This window comes from Azospirillum sp. Marseille-Q6669, from assembly GCF_965111635.1.
The window spans coordinates 457,802-477,342 of record NZ_CBCOOP010000006.1; the positions used below are offsets into that span (position 1 = coordinate 457,802).

18 protein-coding genes are annotated in these 19,541 nt (G+C 70.0%); 4 read left to right on the top strand and 14 right to left on the bottom strand.

Features of this window, described 5'->3' with window-relative positions; all coding sequences use genetic code 11:
* Positions 1–108 precede the first annotated feature (108 nt).
* On the bottom strand, positions 109–2,313 hold the full coding sequence (locus ACWPXE_RS30705; protein ID WP_454020850.1) for a molybdopterin cofactor-binding domain-containing protein: 2,205 nt from the start codon (positions 2,311–2,313) through the stop codon (positions 109–111).
* Between the two features lie 3 nt (positions 2,314–2,316).
* The gene (locus ACWPXE_RS30710; protein ID WP_200486999.1) at positions 2,317–2,775 is read right to left on the bottom strand and encodes a (2Fe-2S)-binding protein; all 459 of its coding nucleotides are present in this window, start codon (positions 2,773–2,775) and stop codon (positions 2,317–2,319) included.
* A 277-nt stretch (positions 2,776–3,052) separates the two neighbouring features.
* On the opposite strand from ACWPXE_RS30710, the gene ACWPXE_RS30715 reads away from it, so the two are divergent.
* Both ACWPXE_RS30715 and ACWPXE_RS30720 read left to right on the top strand, forming a co-directional pair.
* Complete coding sequence (locus ACWPXE_RS30715) at positions 3,053–3,946, top strand: LysR family transcriptional regulator (RefSeq protein WP_454020851.1); 894 nt, start codon at positions 3,053–3,055, stop codon at positions 3,944–3,946.
* Between the two features lie 127 nt (positions 3,947–4,073).
* Complete coding sequence (locus tag ACWPXE_RS30720; protein WP_454020852.1) at positions 4,074–6,458, top strand: bifunctional diguanylate cyclase/phosphodiesterase; 2,385 nt, start codon at positions 4,074–4,076, stop codon at positions 6,456–6,458.
* A gap of 37 nt (positions 6,459–6,495) precedes the next feature.
* Here ACWPXE_RS30720 and ACWPXE_RS30725 read toward each other — a convergent pair whose 3' ends face one another.
* From ACWPXE_RS30725 to ACWPXE_RS30760, 8 genes are all read right to left on the bottom strand, one after another.
* A complete protein-coding gene (locus tag ACWPXE_RS30725) occupies positions 6,496–6,660 on the bottom strand; it encodes a hypothetical protein (protein ID WP_454020853.1) in 165 nt (54 codons plus the stop codon).
* Positions 6,661–6,787: 127 nt separating this feature from the next.
* Positions 6,788–7,789, bottom strand: a complete 1,002-nt coding sequence (locus ACWPXE_RS30730; protein ID WP_454020854.1) for a glycosyltransferase family 9 protein — start codon at positions 7,787–7,789, stop codon at positions 6,788–6,790.
* Between the two features lie 86 nt (positions 7,790–7,875).
* A complete protein-coding gene (locus ACWPXE_RS30735; protein ID WP_454020855.1) occupies positions 7,876–8,403 on the bottom strand; it encodes a flagellar protein FlgN in 528 nt (175 codons plus the stop codon).
* Positions 8,400–8,609 (bottom strand): rod-binding protein, encoded by a 210-nt coding sequence (locus ACWPXE_RS30740; protein WP_454020856.1) that lies wholly within the window; start codon positions 8,607–8,609, stop codon positions 8,400–8,402. Before ACWPXE_RS30740 ends, ACWPXE_RS30735 begins: the two co-directional genes overlap by 4 nt.
* 134 nt (positions 8,610–8,743) lie before the next feature.
* Positions 8,744–9,880, bottom strand: coding sequence for a flagellar basal body P-ring protein FlgI (locus ACWPXE_RS30745; RefSeq protein ID WP_145626140.1), 1,137 nt, complete (start codon positions 9,878–9,880; stop codon positions 8,744–8,746).
* A 40-nt stretch (positions 9,881–9,920) separates the two neighbouring features.
* The gene (locus tag ACWPXE_RS30750; RefSeq protein ID WP_454020857.1) at positions 9,921–10,985 is read right to left on the bottom strand and encodes a flagellin; all 1,065 of its coding nucleotides are present in this window, start codon (positions 10,983–10,985) and stop codon (positions 9,921–9,923) included.
* Positions 10,986–10,989: 4 nt separating this feature from the next.
* The gene (flgK, locus tag ACWPXE_RS30755) at positions 10,990–12,387 is read right to left on the bottom strand and encodes a flagellar hook-associated protein FlgK (protein WP_454020858.1); all 1,398 of its coding nucleotides are present in this window, start codon (positions 12,385–12,387) and stop codon (positions 10,990–10,992) included.
* 25 nt (positions 12,388–12,412) lie between these two features.
* A complete protein-coding gene (locus ACWPXE_RS30760) occupies positions 12,413–13,645 on the bottom strand; it encodes a flagellar hook protein FlgE (RefSeq protein WP_454020859.1) in 1,233 nt (410 codons plus the stop codon).
* Between the two features lie 309 nt (positions 13,646–13,954).
* On the opposite strand from ACWPXE_RS30760, the gene ACWPXE_RS30765 reads away from it, so the two are divergent.
* A complete protein-coding gene (locus ACWPXE_RS30765) occupies positions 13,955–14,563 on the top strand; it encodes a cold-shock protein (protein ID WP_040137955.1) in 609 nt (202 codons plus the stop codon).
* A gap of 75 nt (positions 14,564–14,638) precedes the next feature.
* On the opposite strand, the gene ACWPXE_RS30770 is transcribed toward ACWPXE_RS30765, so the two are convergent.
* Entirely contained in the window at positions 14,639–14,962 is a 324-nt protein-coding gene (locus ACWPXE_RS30770) for a hypothetical protein (protein ID WP_014199685.1), read from the bottom strand.
* A 129-nt stretch (positions 14,963–15,091) separates the two neighbouring features.
* Positions 15,092–16,135: a hypothetical protein gene (locus tag ACWPXE_RS30775; protein WP_454020860.1), complete on the bottom strand. Its 1,044-nt coding sequence runs from the start codon at positions 16,133–16,135 to the stop codon at positions 15,092–15,094.
* Between the two features lie 194 nt (positions 16,136–16,329).
* Between ACWPXE_RS30775 and ACWPXE_RS30780 the strand changes: the two genes are divergently transcribed.
* Positions 16,330–16,533: a hypothetical protein gene (locus ACWPXE_RS30780; RefSeq protein ID WP_014199687.1), complete on the top strand. Its 204-nt coding sequence runs from the start codon at positions 16,330–16,332 to the stop codon at positions 16,531–16,533.
* A gap of 48 nt (positions 16,534–16,581) precedes the next feature.
* Here the strand turns inward: ACWPXE_RS30780 and ACWPXE_RS30785 are convergent, their stop codons facing one another.
* Together ACWPXE_RS30785 and ACWPXE_RS30790 are read right to left on the bottom strand one after the other, a co-directional pair.
* Positions 16,582–18,780 carry a methyl-accepting chemotaxis protein gene (locus ACWPXE_RS30785; RefSeq protein ID WP_454020861.1) on the bottom strand — a complete coding sequence of 733 codons (2,199 nt, stop codon included), beginning with the start codon at positions 18,778–18,780 and terminating at the stop codon, positions 16,582–16,584.
* An 83-nt stretch (positions 18,781–18,863) separates the two neighbouring features.
* Complete coding sequence (locus ACWPXE_RS30790) at positions 18,864–19,541, bottom strand: TerC family protein (RefSeq protein ID WP_454020862.1); 678 nt, start codon at positions 19,539–19,541, stop codon at positions 18,864–18,866.

Genomic DNA, 19,541 nt, shown 5'->3' on the forward strand with positions numbered 1-19,541 from the left:
CCTCTTAACGCCGGGCGTCATGAAATTGCAGCAAAAACGTCATACGGGCAGGACAGGGCAGACAGGCCGGGGGAAAAACGCCCCGGCCTGCCCTGTTCTGCGCCGTCCTTACACCATGCCGGAGCGGGTGAAGGGCAGGTGATGCAGCCGCTTGCCGGTAGCGGCGAAGACCGCGTTGGCGACCGCCGGGGCCGCGGTCGGCACGCCGGGTTCGCCGACGCCGGTCGGACGGGCCGTGGAGGGGAGGATGTGAACCTCGATCGGCGGCATCTCCGAGTTGCGGAGCGGCTGGTAGGCGTCGAAGTTGCTCTGGTCCACCAGCCCGCCGGTCAGCGTGATCTCGTCGCGCAGCGCGTGGCCGATGGCCCAGCCGGTGCCGCCGGAGACCTGAGCCTCGACGATGTTGGGGTTCACGACCTGCCCGCAATCCACCGCGCAGACCACACGGTCGATGGTCACGCGGCCCTGCTCGTCCACGGAGACCTCCGCGACGTGGGCGACGAAGCTGCTGAAGCTTTCATGCACGGCGATGCCGCGGCCCTTGCCCTTGGGCAGCGGCTGGCCCCAGCCGGCCTTTTCGGCCGCCAGCTTCAACACGCCCTGGAGGCGCGGGTGATCCTTCAGCATCTCCAGCCGGAAGGCCACCGGGTCCTTGTCCGCCGCCGCGGCCAGCTCGTCGATCATCACCTCCTTGGCGTAGGCGGTGTGGGTGTGGCCGACCGAGCGCCACCACAGGGTGGTGACCGGCGACGGCGGGGAGTGCAGGTCGACATGCAGGTTCGGCACCGCGTAGGCCATGTCCGAGGCGCCCTCGACCGCCGTCGCGTCCACGCCGTTCTTGACCATGAAGCCTTCGAACAGGGTGCCGATCATGAAGCTCTGCCCGACGATGCTCTGCCGCCACGCCACCAGCGTGCCGGAGGCGTCCAGGCCAGCCTTCACCTTGTGCAGGAACAGCGGGCGGTAGCGGCCGCCGCGGATGTCGTCCTCGCGCGTCCACACCAGATGGACCGGCGCCTTGCCGCCATAGGCCTTGGCGATGGTCACCGCCTCCGCGATGTAGTCGGCGTCCGGGGTGGCGCGGCGGCCGAAGCTGCCGCCCGCCCAGACGGTGTTGATGACCACCTGTTCCGGCTTGCAGCCGAGGATGCCGGCGGCGACCTTCTGCTCCACCCCCTGGAACTGGGAGCCGGCCCAGATGGTGCAGCCGCCGTCCGGAGTCAGCTCCACGGTCGCGTTCAACGGCTCCATCGGGGCGTGGGCGAGATAGGGGAAGACGAACTCCGCCTCCACCACCTTGGCGGCGCCGGCCAGGGCCTTCGCCGTGTCGCCGGTGTCGGTGGCCACATTGCCCGGCTGGTCGGCCAGCTTGCGGTAGTCGGCGAGCATCTCCTCAGTGCCGCGCATCTCCGCCTTGGCGTCGTCCCACTCCACCGTCAGCGCCTCGCGGCCCTTCATGGCGGCCCAGGTGTTCCTGGCGACGACCGCGACGCCGATCGGCAGGGTCAGCACCTCCAGGACACCCGGCACCTGCTTCGCCGCGGCGGCGTCCACCGACTTCACCGTGCCGCCGAAGCGGGGGGAGCGGGCGAGAACCGCCGTCACCTGGCCGGGGCGGCGGATGTCCATGGCGAAGATCGCCGTGCCATCGGTCTTGGACACATGGTCCAGCCGGTGCAGCGACGGGTTGCCGATGAGTTTGTAGTCCTTGGCGTCCTTCAGCGCGACGTTCTGCGGGACGGGCAGCTTCGCCGCGTCCTCCGCCAACTCGCCGAAGCGGGCGCTGCGGTTGGAGGCGGCGTGGCGGACGACGCCCTGCTCGACCGTGACGGACGAGACCGGGACCGACCAGCGCGCCGCGGCGGTGGCGACCAGCATGGCGCGGGCGGCGGCCCCGGCCATGCGCAGCTCGTCCCAGCTGTTGGCGACCGCGGTGGAGCCGCCGGTGCCCTGGATGCCGAAGAAGTGGTTGGCGTAGAGCGCGCCGTCCGCCGGGGCGAAGGCGCCCCGCATCTGCGCCCAGTCGGCGTCAAGCTCCTCCGCGACGATGGTGGTCAGGCCGGTCATGATGCCCTGGCCCTTGTCCAGATGCTTGACCAGCACGGTGACCGTGTCGTCGGCGGCGATGCGGATGAAGGCCTGCGGGCGCGGGTCGGCCGGGCCGACGACCTTGGGGGCGGCAGTCTCGCTGGCGAAACCGGTCCGGGGCAGCATGGCGCCGAGAACCAGCGCGCCGCCGGCCCCCTTGAGGAAGCCGCGGCGCGAGGGGGAGGCGACGTCCGCCGCCGCCTGCTTGATGAGCTGGTTCAGCATGGCTCAGGCCCCCATCGCCTTGGCGGCGTCCTTGATGGCCGCGCGGATGCGCGGATAGGTGGCGCAGCGGCAGACGTTGCCGTCCATCGCCGCGTCGATGTCGTCGTCCGTGGGGTTGCGGTTGTCGGTCAGCAGGGCCACGGCGCTCATGATCTGGCCGGACTGGCAGTAGCCGCACTGCACCACGTCCAACTTCTGCCAGGATGCCTGGACGGCCTGGGCGACCGTGCCAGACACGCCCTCGATCGTGGTGATCCTGGTGCCGGCTGCGGATTCCGCCGGGGTCTGGCAGGCGCGGATCGGCGTGCCGTCCATATGGACGGTGCAGGCGCCGCACTGGGCGATGCCGCAGCCGAACTTGGTGCCGGTCAGGTTCAGCTCGTCCCGCAGGACCCACAGAAGCGGCATGTCGCCGGGCACGTCGACGTCCCGGTCCTGCCCGTTGATGTTCAAACGAATCATCGGATGATCCCTGTCTCTCGACTCTGCCTGTCGGGTATTATGGTGCGGGCCTTCGGCGGGCAATTCTTGCGTGAAGCCCAGCTTCGAAAAGACCGTGTGCAGTGTGGTCCCGTTCGGCGGGTGTGGCAAACATCCCAGTGTGGGAGTTGGTCTTCCGCGGAAGCGACCGCCCTATCCGTTCGTTTGGCCCGCAAGCGTAACCACGAGCATCCTAACCGCTTCGCCGCGAGACGAATAGCCGGTACAATCCGCTTGGGCTTATGAACGTGGTGCATGAATGAACCGGAACGACCTCAGCGATCTGGCGGCCTTCGCCGTCGTGGCGGAGGAGGGGAGCTTCACGCGGGCGGCGGCCCGGCTGGGCATGTCCCAATCCGCGCTCAGCCACGCCATGAAGGCGCTGGAGGACCGGCTGGGCCTGCGCCTGCTGGCCCGGACGACCCGCAGCGTGTCTACGACGGAGGCCGGGCAGCGGCTGCTGCGCACCCTACGGCCGGCGCTGGACGACATCGCCGCCGGGCTGGCGGCGGTGGGGGAACTGCGCGAGAAGCCCGCCGGCACGTTGCGCATCACCACCGGCAAGCACGCCGCCGTCCGGGTGCTGTGGCCCGTGCTGTCGCGCTTCCTCGCCGACTATCCGGAGGTGCAGGTGGAGCTGTCCATCGACAGCAGCCTGACCGACATCGTGGCAAGCCGCTTCGACGCCGGGGTCCGGCTGGGCGAGCAACTCGAAAAGGACATGATCGCGGTGCGCATCGGCCCGGACATCCGGGCGGCCATCGTCGGCGCGCCTGCCTATTTCGCGCAGCGTCCGGTGCCCTGCGCCCCGCAGGATCTGGCCGGGCACGACTGCATCAACTACCGCTTCACCACGTCCGGCGCCGTCTATGTGTGGGAATTCGAGGAGGACGGCCATCCGGTGAACGTCCGGGTGACCGGATCGCTGGTGTCCAACGACATGGACGTCATCATGGCCGCCGTTCTGGATGGGCGGGGGCTGGCCTACATCTTCGAGGACGAGGTGGCGGAGCACGTCGCCGCCGGGCGGCTGGTCCGCGTGCTGGACGATTGGTGCACACCGTTTCCCGGCTATTACCTCTACTACCCCAGCCGCCGGCAGATCCCGCCGGCTCTGGCCGCCCTGGTCGACGCGCTGCGCTACCGACTGTAGCGTCCGCGCAACTTGCGCATGCCGATTCCGCGCTCCGGACGGATCCGAAAAAGGATTATTAACGTACCAAAAGATTAAGGTAATCGGATCAAGCGGCGTCGAGCCGCCGGAACGGGATGAACGCCGGATGATGCGTGTGTATGCCTGCATAACCCAGCAGCACGATTTGTGGCTCGTGCTGCTGGCGGGGGCGGTCTGTGGATTCGGTGCCTGGGTGTCCCTGAACCTGGCCCGCCGCGCGGCCGCGGTGGCGGGACGGGCGCGCTGGGGCTGGCTGGCCGGTGCCGCGACGGCGACCGGCGGCGGCGTGTGGGCGACCCACTTCATCGCCATGCTGGCCTTCCGGACCAGCCTGCCCATGGGCTACGACGTCGGCCTGACGGTCCTGTCGATCCTGATCGCCATCGGCGGCGCCGCGGTGGGCATCCGCCACGCCATCGGCGGCGGGCGGCTGGCCGCCCCGCTGGGCGGCGCCATCGCCGGGGCCGCGGCGACGGCCATGCATTTCACCGGCATGGCGGCGCTCCAGGTGCCGGCCAACCTGCATTACGACCCGGCTTACGTCGCGGTGGCCCTGGGCCTGGGCGTCATGCTGGGCGGAGCGGGCTTCACCGCTGCCCTGCGGATCGGGTCGCTGAAGGGGCTGGCGGCCGGCGCGGCCCTGCTGGCGCTGGGCATCTGCGGGCTGCATTTCACCGGCATGGCCGGCGTCACGCTGATCCCCGACCCGCTGCACGACATGTCCGACCAGATCATGGAGCCGGGCCTGCTGGCGGTCGCCATCGCGGTAACGGCCACGGTGGTGATGGCGCTGGGCCTTGCCGGGGCCATCGTCGACCAGCGGCTGGCCGCCAGGACGGCGCACGAGGCGGCCCGGCTGCGCGCCAGCGAGGAGCGGTTCCGCCAGCTCGCCGACGCCACCACGGAAGGCATCGTGATCCACCGCGACGGCGTGGTCCTCGACGTCAACCGCGCCATGGCGGAGCTGCTGGGCAAGCCGCAGGCGCAGTTCATTGGCCAGTCCATGCTGCGCTTCGTGGTGCAGAACCGCCGCTCCGACATCGAGCGCAAGCTGGCCCAGCCCTCCTCCGAGCGGGTGGAGCTGGACCTGCTGCACGACGACGGCACCCTGGTGATGGTCGAGGCGCACGGACAGGACATCACGCACGAGGGCCGTCCTGCCCGTGTCGTCGCCGTGCGCGACATCCGCGAGCGCAAGCGGGCGGAGGAGCGCATCCGCCACATGGCCCATCACGACCTGCTGACCGGCCTGCCGAACCGCTCCCTGTTCCTCGACCGGCTGAACGGCGCGCTGGCCAGCGTGGGGCGGGCGCGCACCGGGGTGGCGGTGCTCTATCTGGATCTCGACCGCTTCAAGGCGGTGAACGACCTGCTGGGCCACCCGGCGGGCGACCGGCTGCTGCAGGAGATGGCGCGCCGCATGCTGGAGGCGGTGCCCAGCCACGACACAGTGGCGCGGCTAAGCGGCGACGAGTTCGCCGTTCTGCACCGCATCGCCCAGCCGGGCGAGGCGCTGGCCCTGGCCGACCGTCTGGTCAAGGCGCTGGGCGTGCCCGCCGATCTGGACGGCCAGCGGATGGTGGTCGGGACGAGCGTCGGCATCGCCCTGTTCCCGCAGGACGGCACCGGGGCGGAAGCGCTGCTCCAGCACGCCGACACCGCCCTCTACCGCGCCAAGTCGGAGGGGCGGGGCACCTTCCGCTTCTTCGAGGCGGAAATGGACGAGCGGCTGCAGGCCCGCCGTGGCCTGGAGCGCGACCTGCGCCAAGCGCTGAGCGACGGCGCGCTCAGCGTCCATTACCAGCCGCTGGAGGATTGCCGGACGCACCGCATCCTGGGCTTCGAGGCGCTGGTGCGCTGGAAGCATCCGGAGCGCGGCATGATTCCGCCGTCGGAGTTCGTGCCGCTGGCCGAGGAGAGCGGGCTGGTGATGCAGCTCGGCGAGTTCGTGCTGCGCACCGCCTGCCGGGACGCCCGGAACTGGCCGGACCCGGTCAAGGTGGCGGTGAACCTGTCGCCGGTCCAGTTCCGCCACTCCGACCTTCCGGCCACGATCCTCGGCATCCTGGAGGAGGAGGGAATGCCGGCGCACCGGCTGGAGATCGAGGTGACCGAGGGGGTGATGATCGACGACACCGAACGTGCCCTGGCGGCGCTGACCGCCCTGAAGGCCGCGGGGGTGCGCATCGCCCTGGACGATTTCGGCACAGGCTATTCCAGCCTCAGCTACCTTCAGAAATTCACCTTCGACAAGCTGAAGATCGACCGATCCTTCGTTCAGCTGATGGCGGAGAACCGCGAGTCCCTGTCGATCATCCGCACCATCCTGGCGCTCGCGAAGAGTCTGGACATCGCCGTCACGGCGGAGGGCGTGGAGACAGAGGAGCAGCGGACCCTGCTGAAGAACGAGTCCTGCAACCAGCTCCAGGGCTATCTGATCGGGCGCCCGGTCCCGGCGTGCGAACTGGCACGCTTCTACGAGCCGGCGTGAGGCGCCGTCACGGACGTTTTTCGCGGCGTGGCACGGGTCAGCGGATCTCGATGAGGTCCGTCAACTCGCGCACGACCAGTTCCAGGCTGTCGGCCACGGCCTCGCACGACACCCGCTCCTCCGGGGTGGTGAAGTCGGCGGAGCGCAGGGTGGCGATCTGCTCCTTCAACCGGCCGATGTAGGCAATCAGCTTGTCTTCCATGCCCGGACCCCGTGGTGCGAGAGGCTTCCCGCAACCATAACAGGCGAGCGGGGGCTTTGGCCCTGGAATTCTCCGCCGGCGGGTTTGCCGAGTGAGGACGGCCGGCTGAACGAAAGCCGAGGGTGGTTCAGGAACGGATCAGCGCCTCGACCTCCCGGATCGCCGCATCGGCGGGAATGCGCTCCATCTCGCGGCCGCCGAAGGCGGCGGCGGTCAGCACCGCGCCCCGCGTCACCTTGGGGCGCAGCTTCTCCGCGATGGTCGGGCCGTAGAGGGTCAGCAGCGGCACGTCGGCGAGGCCGAATAGGTGGCTGGTCCCGCTGTCGTTGGCGACCGCCGCCGCGCAGCGCCGGGTCAGCGCGATGGTGCGCACCGGGGAATAGCGCGGCTCCGCCGGTTCGGCGTCCTGGAGCGGGAACAGCGCCTGCGGCACCGCGGCGCGCAACTCGGGCAGCCAGTCCAACTCCGCCGGGCCGAGGATGAAGACCGGCACCCGCCCATCGGCGACCTGGGCGCGGGCCAGTTCCACGAAGCGGTCCAGCGGCCAGCACTTCACGCGCTTGCCCGCCCCCGGCGCGATGGCGACGTAGTTCGGCCCATCGGGCAGGACGGCGCGCGCCTCGGCCTCGGCCTCGGCCGGGATGGGCACGGCCATGTCCAGCGGCGGACGGCGCCCGCCGGCGACCTCCAGCAGGTCGAACAGGCGGTCCAGCACATGCCGCGGCTCCTTGTAGCCGGGCGGTGGGCGGCGGTCCGACAGGCGGTAGCCGGCGCAGGCCGAGACGAACACGTCGTGCTTCAACCGCCGCGCCAGCAACGTTCGCCAGGGCAGCGCCTGGGTGTCCAGCACCAGCGAGAAGCGCTCGCGGATGGGCATCGGCTTCAGCAGGCCGAGCGGGCTCCGCCCGATCCCGGTGTCGGCGTGAAACTCGTCGATCAGCCCGTCCATCATCGGGCGCAGCGTGGTCGCCAGATGGGTGCCTTCGGTGGTGATCCAGGTGATCCGGTGGTCCGGGAACAGCCCCCGCAGGGCGCGCACGAAGGGAATCTTGATGAGCGCGTCGCCGATCAGCTCGCCATGGGTGAAGACGGCGAGCGACGGGGAGCCGGCGCGGTCGGTTGCGGGCATGCGGAAGCCTCGGGAGGATGCGGCCAAGCGGACGGCGGACTATAGCGGCCCGCATCCGGCGGCGGAACCCTCCGCATCGGCGGAGTCTACAGCTCCGCGTTCAGGCCCGACGCCGACAGCTCGACCGGGCGCACCGCGTGGCCGGAAGGGGCGTAGAGGCCGTCGCTGGCAGCCTTTTCCAGGGCCACCAGAAGGCTGCGGTTGATCGACAGCACGGCCTTGCGCATGGCGACCAGCCCCGCCGCGTTGTCGTTGATGGCGCGGTCCAGCCGCTCCACCCGCTCCAGGATCATCGCGCGCAGGTCGTCGTTCAGGCGCAGCGTGCCCGACTGCGCCTGGGTCATGATGCCGCCCAGACGGTCGGCCATCGCCTGCTTGCGCCGGGCGTAGACTTCCAGCCCCTCCAGCTCGCCGGCGGCCAGCGCCGCCGTCTCCTCGTCCAGAAGGACGCTCAACTCCGCCACGGTGTCGAGAAACTCCGTCATCACGACGGCGGTCGGCCCGTCGGCCAGCGCGGGAATCTCGGGCTCCGGCGCGGTGGCGGGCGCGGCGTCCTCGACCGGCTTGGTGTCGGGGGCGAATTCGCGGATCAGGTCCTTGAAACGGCGGCTCATCCCTTGGTTCCTTCGCTCGTCTGGCCGTAGAGGCGGGCCACGTCGGCCTCGACCATGCGGCCGATCCCCAGCGTGCCGGCCTCGGCGATGGCCTTGCCGTATTCCTGGAGCATGAAGCTGCGCCACGTCCGCTCGCCTTGGCCGCCGCCGAAGGCGCTGCCGGTCTCCACACCGGCGAACATCGTCTCCAGCATCTGCCCGACCATCAGCGCCTCGAATTCCTGCCCGGCCTTCTCGGCGGATTGGGTTCGGGCGGCGGGTTTCGCGGCGGCGGAACGCGCAGTGGGGGTGGTCGGGGAAAGGGGGAGATGTCCATCGTGTCGTCGTCCGGCCGGAGGTGTCAGATGATTTCCAGGTCGGCGTGCAGGGCGCCCGCCGCCTTGATGGCCTGGAGGATGGCCACCATGTCGCGCGGCCCGACGCCCAGCGCGTTCAGCCCGTTGACGAGCTGCTGCAGGCTGACGTTGCCGCCGATGGTGACGAACTGGCGCCCGTTGCCCTCCTGCACCTGCACGTCGGTGCGCGGCACCACCACGGTCTGCCCGTCGGAGAAGGGCTGCGGCTGGGACACCTGGGGCGTTTCCACCACGCGGACGGTCAGGTTGCCCTGGGTGATGGCGACGCGGCTGATGCGCACGTCGTCGCCGATGACCACGGTGCCGCTGCGCTCGTCCACCACCACCCGCGCGATGCCGTCCGGGCGCACGGTGAGCTGCTCGATGTCGCCGATCAGCCGGGCGACCGCGCCGGTGTAGCGGGGCGGGATGCGGACATCGACGGTGGTCGCGTCCAGCACATGGACGGCGCTGCTGCCCAACCGCACCGCCACCGCGTCGGCGATGCGGTTGGCGGTGGTGAAGTCGGGGTTGCGCAGCGCCATGCGGACCGCAGTTGTCTCGTCCAGCGCGAATTTCAGCTCGCGCTCCACGATGGCGCCGTTGGCGATGCGGGCGCTCGTCGGCACGCCCTTGGTCACGTTGGCGGCCACCCCGCCGGCCGAGAAGCCGCTGACCGACAGCGACCCCTGGGCCACGGCGTAGGCCTGCCCGTCGGCGCCCAGCAGCGGCGTGACCAGCAGCGTGCCGCCGAGCAGGCTGGTGGCGTCGCCCAGCGCCGACACGGTGATGTCGATGGTCGTGCCCTGGCGGGCGAAGGGCGGCAGCGAGGCTGTGACCATCACCGCCGCGGCGTTGCGGGTGCGCAGCACCTCGTCGCGGGTGTTGATGCCCAGACGCTCCAGCATGCCCTTCAGGCTCTGCTCGGTGAAGGGCGTGTTGATCAGCCGGTCGCCCGAACCGTTCAGGCCGACCACGAGGCCGTAGCCGATGAGCTGGTTGCGGCGCACCCCGTCGAAGGTGACGAGATCCTTCACCCGCGTCTGGGCCAGCCCATCGCCCGCCATGGCGGCGGCGCCCAGCAGGCAGGCCGCGGCCAGCGCTGCCACGCGGAGGGCTCGGCGGATCGGACCATGCTTCATCAGACCGTCTTTCATCATCCCGCAGGGAGGCCTTGCCGTCCTACAGGTAATTGGCGAGGCTCATCCGGGCGATGCGGGCGGTGGCCGCCGCGGTCGCCTCGATCTGCACCTCGAGCTGGTTCATGCGTAGGCTGGCCTCCGCCGGATCGACGCTTTCCATCGCGTCGAGCTGGTCGTTGAGGATGCGCAGCTGCGTCGTGTTCATCGCCGCGATGTCGTCGAGCTGCGCGCGGTGGATGCCCAGCTGCGCCGTGGCGTCGCGCACCCCTTCGATGCCGCCCGACACCTTGGCGACCGCGGCCTCCATGTAGGGTTTGTAGGCGTCCAGCGGCAGCTGGCTGGTGTCGACGCTGGCCAGCATGTAGAGGCCCTGGAGCAGGTCCCGCATGGCCGGGTCGTTGCCCTGGATGCCGTAGGGGATCTCGGTCGAGCGATCGAGCCGGGCGCTGAGGCGCGGCGCGGTCGAGGGCGCCCCCAGATAGAACCCGCCCTCGAAGCCGAGCGGCGCGGCCGACGGTGCGGCGAACAGGTCGTCCAGAGCCGCCACGGCGGCGGCTGTCTCGGCCGGGGTCTGCGGCGACGCGGTGCCCCCGGTGGCCGCGGCGATGGTGTCCTGCACGATCTGGATGGGGGAAGGCAGGCCGGACTCGTCGCCCTGCACGGCCCGCATGGGGGCGGCCTTCACCTCCACCCCGCCGAACAGATAGCCGTTGCCGGAGGAGGCGTTGAGCATGCCCACCACCTGCTCCAGCATGGCGCGCGCCTGCACCTGGAGCGAGCTGCCGGTGGGCGAGGGCTGGCCCAGCCCGACCGAGGCGGCGGCCAGAACGTCCTGCCCCGCGGACAGGATGTTGGTCAGCGCGCTGTCCATGGTGCCCAGCCGCCCCTGCAGCAGGGCGGTTGATTTCAGGGTCTGGTCGGTCTCGTCATACAGGTTGCGCAGCGCGATGGCCTGCCCGGTGCGCGCACCCAGCGCCTTGGCGACGTCGAAATGCTTGCCGCTGGCGATCTCGTCGTTGTTGCGCAGCCGTTCGAGCTGAAGCTCGGTGTTGGCGGTCTGCAGGCGCTTGGAAAGGCCGAGGGTGGAGACGGCGTTGTAGAGCATGGCGTCAGTTCCGGATCTGGAGCAGCGTGTCGAGCATCCGCCCGGCGGCCTGCAGCACCTGGGCGCTGGCGCCGTAGCTCTGCTCGATCAGCAGCAGCTTCTGCATTTCGTCGTCAACGTTCACGCCGTCGCGGTTGAGCCGCGCCGATTGCAGCGCGTCGGCGCTGATCTTGCGGGTCTTCATCTCGGACTCGGCGGTGGTGCGGTAGCCCTGCTGGGTGGAGACCATGCCGGTGGCGTAGTCGCCCAGCGTGGCCGAGGAGGGCAGGTCCGCCGCGGCGAAGCTGCGGGTGGCCGAGAAGGCGTTCAGGAAACGGTCGATCTGCGTGGTATCGCCCGATGCCAGCGGCGCGCCCGCCTGGACGCCGCTCTGCACCATCCAGGGGTTGCTTCGCACGCTGCCGTTGACGGCGATGCGCGAGGCCAGACCGTCCGTCGTGCCGTAGGCGGCGCCGGCGTCGGTGAACAGGCCGAGCTGGGTGGGGTCGGCCTCCGCCGCCTGGAACTGCCGGACGATGCCCGCCGCTAGCTCGTCGAGCTGGGCCAGCGCCCGCGGCATGTCCTGATGGGCGGTCTGGACATAGCCCATGATGCGCCCGCTCTGAATGTCCTGGTCCGGGTTGTCGGAGATGATCTTGCCACCGGCCACTAGATCGCCGCCGACGAGCTGAAGCGGCTGGGCGCCCGCCGGCAGCTCGCGGTCGAGCAGCGTCTGGCCGTTGCGGGTCATCACCACGACCTCCCCGCTCTCGCGGGTGTGGGTGCGGATGCCGATCTCGCTCGACACCTGATCGAGCAGCCGGTCGCGCTCGTCCATCAGGTCGCCGGTCTCGGCGCCCTTGGCCTTCTGGGTGGCGATGGCGCTGTTCAGCTCCCCGATGCGGACGAGCGAGCGGTTGACCTCGTCGACGGAGGACTGGAGCCGCGCCTTGGCGTCGTTCTGCACGGTGATCGCGGCGGCGGCGGTGTCGTGCAGGCGGCGCACCAGCGATTCCGCGGAATCCACCACGGCGGTGCGCGCCGCCTCGTTGTCCGCTTGGTTGCGGAGCTGGCTGAAGGACTGCTGGAGCTTTGCCAGGGCGGTGGAAACGGACCGCTCGTCCTGCGGCTGGCCCAGCGTGGTGGCGTAGTCGGCCAGCGCCGAGGCGCGGGTTTCCTGCGCGGTGTAGCGGCTCTGTTCGAACCGGGCGTCGCGGATCAGGAACTCGTCCACGCTGCGCAGCACGCCGTCGACGCGCACACCCTGGCCGCGCCCGCCGCTGATCGCGGTGGAGACGGCCAGATCCTTGCGGACGAAGCCCGCGGTGGTGGCGTTGGTGATGTTGTGCGAGACCAGCGCTGCTTGCTGCTGGGTCGCGCGCAGCCCGGACAGGGCGGCGCTGAGGGCCAGTTGGAGGCTCATGGCGGGCTATCCCCTTTCCCGTCCGTCAGCGCTTCAGACGGGTGGTTTCGTCCACCATCTCGTCGGCGGTGCGCACCAGCGTGGCGTTCGAGGAGTAGGCGCGCTGCGTCTCGATCAGCGACACCAGCTCCTCCGCGATGTCGACGTTCGACTGCTCCAGTGCGTAGCCGGCGACCGAGCCGGCGGTGCCGCTGTTGCCGTTGCTCAGCGTCATCGTGCCGCTGTCGATGCCCAGCGTGTAGGTGTTGCCATCCTGCGGGACCAGACCGCCGGGGTTGACCACGTCGGCGACCGGCACCTGATAGAGCGGCTGGCGGGCGCCGTTGTCGTAGACGGCCCACAGCGTGCCCGCCTTGTCGATGTCCACGGTGCTGACGCGGCCGGCGCGGGCGCCGTCGCCCATGAACTGCGGCACGTAATCGCCGTTGAGCTGGGTCAGGTTGCCGACCGTGACGTTGACGGTGTCCGGCGTCGGGTTGGCCGGCGAGGTCAGCGTGATCTGCGGCAGGGCGCCCGCCGGCAGGCCGGCGTTGGCGCCCGTGGTGTCGAAGGTGACGGTGTTGGTGGACAGCGTCGCGGTGTAGCCGGCGGGCGGCGTGACCGACAGCGTCCATTCGTTCGGGTTGGCCGTCTTCGTCCAGGTCATCGTGACGTCGAGCGGGTTGCCGAGACCGTCGTAGAGCGAGGTGGAGGTGTCGAAGCTGGTGCCGTTCGTGGCCTGCGCTGGCAGGTTGCCGGCGAAGCTCATCTGCGACGTCTTGCTGCCGCCATAGGCCAGCCCGGCGATGGAGACGGCGCTCAGCCCGTCGAAGCTGCTGCGGTTCACCGCGGGCAGGCTGCCGTCCGGACCCAGCTTCCAGGCCTGGAGATACTGGCCGGCGCTGTTGCGCAGGAAGCCCTGGTCGTCGGGCAGGAAGCTGCCGGCGCGGGTCAGCGCGTAGCCGGGCGAGGTTCCGGTGGTGCCGGCGTTGTCGGCGACGACGAAGAAGCCACGCCCCTCGATGGCCATGTCGGTGGCGGACTGGGTGCCCTGGATGGTCCCGTCCTTCAACACCTGATAATGCACGTTGGAGCGGACGCCGCCCGCGGAGTAGTTGCTCGTCGAGCCGGAGGAGGTCATCAGCGTCGAAAAGTCGACCGCGGCGCGCTTGTAGCCGATGGTGGCGGAGTTGCTGATGTTGTCCGAAATGGCGGCCATCCGCGAGCTTTGCGCGGACATGCCGCTCACACCGGACCGCATGGCGCTGAACAGGCTCATCGGGAGATCCTCATCCTAAATCGGTTGGGCCGGAAGCGAGCCACGGGATTCTCCGCGATGGACTTCGGAGGGGAGAGTACAGGGCGGCTTTTAAAGCGGATTTAAAGAGCGTTTTTGTGCGTTTACTTAAAATTTTCCGCTCTTTTGCTGCGGTGGTCCGTTGGGTCGACGGCCGGGGGCGCCTCTTTCCCGTGGGAAATGGTGAAACCGAAGTGCGATTGCGGGGGCGGCGAACGGATGCCGCATTGCGCGGATCGACAAATCCGGTCACTGTTGGACCGGTTGTCCTCCATGCATCGAGTGTCCAGAGTGAGCGAAGAGCAAAAGCAGCAGGTTACGGCGGTCGTCAAATGGTACAAGGCCGACAAGGGCTTCGGCTTCGTCCGCTTCGCCGACGGAAGCGGTGAGGCGTTTCTGCATTCCCGGGTTCTCGCCTCGCTGGGCGAGGTGTCGCTGACCGAGGGCACGGGCCTCGTCTGCGACATCGCCGAGACCCCGAAGGGGCCGCAGGTCGTGGCCATCCATTCCATCACCCCCGCCGACCCGGCGGAGGCCAAGCCGGCCCGCGCGCCGAAGCAGCGCCGCCAGCGCCAGCCGGAGGGCGGCGACCCCCAGGCCGTGCGCCCCGCCGCCCCGGCGGCCATCCGTGAGCCCAAGCCGCGGCGCGAGCGGTCGGCGCCGGCCCTGATGCCGGTGCCAACGGGTGAAATGATTTATGGGACCGTGCGCTGGTACAATCTGGACAGCCAGTCCGGCCTGATCGACCCGTGGGACGACGAGACGGGCATCGGCGTCTATTTCGACCGCGCGATCCTGCGCCAGTCCGGGCTGGAAGTGGTGGCCGACGGCGAGGACGTGCGTTTCGTCGCCGTGCCGGGCGACGGCGGCCCGACCGCGCTGCGCGTCGAACTGGTCTGAGCCGACAGGACTCGGGCGCCGTCGGGGTATCCGCCCGGCGGCGCCTGCTTCAGAGCAGAACCTTGGCTGCTGCCGTCAGCGGGGAGTGAAGGACCGCGAGGGACGGCGCTCGACGACCACCGGCGGGCGCTGGTCCATGCCGCCGGAGGGGCGGGACGGGTAGTGGCCGCGGGATTCGGAGGAGTCCATCCGCCCGGCGGCTTCGCGCACCTCGAAGATGCGGCGTTCGACCGGCAGGCTCTCCGCCAGGACGATCACGGTGTTGAGCGAGATCCGGTCGATCGCCGGCTCCATCCGGTCGGCGCGCAGCCGGCCCGCCTGCACAAGTTCCTCCACCTCGGCTTCCGAGCACTTCAGCCAGGCCGCCGCCTCGGCGATGGAGAGTGACTGGTCGCGCATCGAAGAAGCTCCAAGACTGGGGTGGGGACGGGAAACCGGGTTGCCAATAGGGGTGTACCCGATTTCCGCGCCGAACAACAGGGTGGCGAAGGGGCGTCCCGCCACAAGACGCCCGGAAACCGCCTCTTTCTACTCCTTGGTCACGCTCCGGCAGCGCTGCTGGAGCAGGGCGACGGCCTGGGCGGCCTCGTCGCCCTGCAGGGTAAAGGCACGTTCGTCCAGCAGCCGTCCATCGGCGTTGAAGGCGCGGACGAACAGGCCATGCGCGGTGCTGGTCACCACCGCGTCCACCACCGCGTCCGCCGTCTCGTCGCTCGCCACGTCGATGAAGGAGGCGAGTTCCGCCAGTTCGCCATTGTCCGTCCAATCGGCCTCGGCGATCAGGTCCAGCAGGTCGTTCAGCCCGCCGGCCGGCTCGCAGCGCTGGACGCGCGGGTCGGCGCCCTGGATGGCTGCCGTGAAGCGGGTCAGCGCCTCGCGGATGCGGGTCTCCTCCGCGGGGTCGAGTTCGGGCTCGCCGTCCTCGCCGATGCGGGCCAGCCCGAGGAAATCGGGAACCGCATCCTCGCCGGCGGCCTCGACGGCGTCCGCCTCCTCCTCGATCAGCCCGACGACGCCGACCAGCCGGGTGCCGGCGTCCGCCGGGTCGGCCAGCAGGTCGCCCTCGCGAACGAAGCGCAGCGCCGCGTCGGTCGAGTCCAGCATGCGCCGCAGCAGGGTGCGGCGGTCGGCGGCCTCCAGATAGACCAGCGCTTCCGGCTCCAGCCAGACCGGCAGCAGGCGCGTGTCGGCGGCGGTCTCCAGCAGGCCGGTGGAATCCAGCGCCTCTTCGATGGCGGCGGCGGCGGGCGGTTGCGACAGGTCGCCGGACACCTCCACCGCCAGCCAGAAGAGGGTGGCGATCATGTCGTCGCCCTGGGAGTCGGTGCGCCGGACGGATTCGGCGATGGTCTCCACCTCGTCCAGAAACTCCGGCTGCTCCTCCTCGCGCAGCTTGTCCAGCGCGGCCTCAAGCACCGCTTGGCGGCCAGCGTCCAGCGTCTCGTCGAGCAGTTCGTCGAAGCGGCGGTCGCTGTTGCGCCAATAGCGGACCAGGCGGTCCGCCGGCGTGCCCGTGAAGGTTCCGGTGGCCGGCTTGTCCGCGCCGTTCCGCCCGTTGCCTGTCTTTGCCATGCTGCCTCTCCTGACTGGTCCGCCGGCGCCGTCGGGCGCGGGGGTGACGATATGGGCAGTGACCGTAGTGGCCGAAGGGCGCGCTGGCAAGCCGTCCTCTTCCGCTTTCAAACCCCTCGTCTCAGGGCACTCGACAGCGGGGCCCGTCCTGCGGCAGGCTGGGCCCCGCAATCAAAAGCCGGAGGGCAGGGTCCGTGACGACGCGCGATGAGACCGAGGTCCTGCTGGCGGAGCTTCGCAAAGGCTTCGGCGTGGCCTCGAACAGTGAGCTTCTGCATCTGCTCGCCGCGCTGGGGCGGGTCGTGCTGGACGAATCCAGCCGCGATGAGCGCGGCCGCCGCGTGCTGAAGATCGTCGGCAAGGGCGGGCGCGAACGCCAGATCGTGATTTCGGAATAAAGGAAGGACGCCCTTCCCCGCGCACCGCCGCGGGAAAGGGCGTTTCCCTCAGCTCGCGCGGACGCGCTGGAGGAAGCCGGACAGCTCGCGGTTGAGCGCGTTGGCGCCGTCGGCGAGGTCGTGGGCCTTGTCGAGGAGGGTGCGGGCGGCGGTGCCGCTGCGGTCGGCGGCGGCGTTGACGCCGGCGATGGTCTGCGTCACCTCGGTGGTGCCCAGCGCCGCCTGATGGACGTTGCGGGCGATCTCCTTGGTGGCCGCGCTCTGCTGCTCCACCGCCGCGGCGACGGTGGCGCCGATGGTGCCGACGCGGGTGACGACCTGGACGACCGCCTGGATCTCCTGCACGGCCTCGCCGGTGGCACTCTGGATGCCGGCGGCCTGGGCGGCGATCTCGCCGGTGGCGCGGGCGGTCTGGGCGGCCAGCGCCTTCACCTCGTTGGCGACGACGGCGAAGCCCTTGCCGGCCTCCCCGGCGCGCGCCGCCTCGATGGTGGCGTTGAGCGCCAGCAGGTTGGTCTGGCTGGCGATGTCGTTGATGAGATCGACGACACGCCCGATGCTCTGCACGGAGTCCGCAAGGCCACCGATCTGCCCGTTGGCGCGCTCGGCCAGGGTCATCGCCTCGCGGACGATGTTGGTGGATTCGGTGATCTGGCGGGTGATCTCCTCGATGGAGCTGGTGAGCTGCTCCGACGCGGCGGCGACCGTCTCCACGTTGGCCGAGGTCTGCTCGGTCGCGGCGGCGACGCTGGTGGCGAGACGGTTGGTCTCCTCCGCCGTGGCCGACATGCTGCGGGCGCTTTCCTCCATTTCGGTGGATTCCGCCACGAAGCGGCTGACCACGCTGCCGACGGCCCCCTCGAAGCTGCTGGCGATCTCCTCCAGCGAGCGCTTGCGGTCCTCCTCGGCGCGGCGGGCGGATTCGATCTGCTCGGCCTCCAGCCGGCGCTTGGCGAGGGCGTTCTCGCGGAAGACCTCCACCGTGCGGGCCATGGCGGAGATCTCGTCGCGGCCGCCGGACGGAACCGTCACGTCGAGGTCGCCGGCGGCGATGCGCTCCATCCCGCCCTGGAGGGTGAGCAGGCGGCGCACCACCATGCGGCGCACGAAGACCAGAACGACCAGCGCCGACAGCAGCAGGCTGACCACGCCGACCCCGATCTGAAGGATCGTGCCGTTGGACAAGGCCTTCTCGCTGTCCTCGGCGGCGGTGGTGATGGCGCCCTCCTGCGTGTGCACGAGGTTCACGACTGCCATGGACAGCGTTTCGGACAGGCTCAGGTTGTTGGTCAGCAGGTCCCGCTGCGCCTTCAGGATCTCCAGCTCGGCCAGCCGGGTGGGAATCAGCCCGTTCGGTTCGATCGAGAGGGTTTCGATCGCCTTCAGCGGTTCGGCCATCGCCTCGCGCGAGGCTTCGGGCAACTGTCCGGAGTTGGCGGTCATCGTGGTGACGAGGATGCGCGTCTGCGCCTCGATGATCGACAGCCGGTTTTCGTCGGAGCTGGCGGCGGCTTCGGTCAGCAGGCCGCGGACGGTGGTGGCGCCGTCGTCGATGCCGCGGACGATGGCGAGCTGCTCCTCGGTCTGGAGATACTCCTCGCCGGCCTTCAGCCGCTCCTCCGCCGGGCGGGTGTCATCCCGGAAGGCGGCGCGCTGCATGTCCACGCCGCTGCCGTGGATCGATTTCCAGGGCGCCACGAGCTGCGACAAGCGCCGCGTGGCGGTGACCACCTGCTCCAGCAGTTCGGAGCGGCGGTCGCTCAGCCCGATCCGCTTGTCCGCGGCTTGGTCGAGGAGCGTGACGTTGGCGAGCAGGGCCTGGGCGGCGCTGCTGGCGGCGGCTGTTTCGGACGGATTGCCGGCGTGGGATGCGGCGTTGGCGCTGTTCTGCTCCAGGTCGGCCAGATCGCGCAGTTCGCGTTCGAAGTCGTGCCGCTCCATGGCGATGCGCGCCGCGAGATCCGCCTTCTCCTCCTTGCTGGTGACGGAGCGGAAGGCCGGAGCCAGCGCGTCGATGCGGCCCGCGTGCTGGGCCGCCCGCAGGGCGCCGAGCGCGGACGGGACGGCCTCCGCGGTGATGACCTGCAGCGTCCGGCCGAAGCCGGCGTATCCGGTCAGCGCCACCCCGATGGCGACGAGCGTGCAGCACATCACGGCGCCGACGCCGGTGAACAGGCGCCCCTGAACGCCCCCCAGCCGGCTTGGGCGCACCGCCTTATCCTGGGCAATTTCTAACGGTTTGGACATGTCATCTCTTCCCCAACGGCGGTCTTGCTTCTCGTTGGCCCCGCCGCACGCCGTCCGCGGCAGGCCTTATCCCTTTCTTCCCGTCAGCCGAGCCAGGCCGTGTGGGCCAGAACCTCGTTCGAGCCCCGCCAGACCATGTCGAGCGCAACATAGGTGATGATCGCAAGACCAATCCAACCAATCCAGCGATGTTTGTGCAGAACACGTGCAATTACGTTCGCGGCGGCGCCCATCAACGTCACCGAGAGCAGCAGGCCGAGCACAAGCACGGTCGGATGCTCCTTGGCAGCACCGGCCACAGCCAGCACATTGTCAAGCGACATCGACACATCGGCCACCACGATCTGCCAGACGGCGGCGCCCACGGTCGCCGCCCCCACGGCGGCGACGGCCGTGTTGTTGTTGATGGAGGCGGTTCCGGGCAGGACGTCGGGGGCGTTCAGCGCCTCTTCCGGCGTGACCTCGTCGGCGCCCTGGGAGCGCAGTTCGCGGAACATCTTCCAGCAGACCCAGAGCAGAAGCACGCCGCCGGCCAGAGTCAGCCCGATGATGGCGAGAAGCTGCGTGGTCATCAGCGCGAAGATGATGCGCAGCACGATGGCCGCGCTGATGCCCCACAAGATGACCCGGCGCCGCTGTTCCGCGGGGACGGCGGCGGCGGCCATGCCGACGACGATGGCGTTGTCGCCGGCCAGAACGAGGTCGATGGCGACCACCTGCCCGAATGCGACGAGTTGCGGCCAGAGTTCGGCGGTCATCAT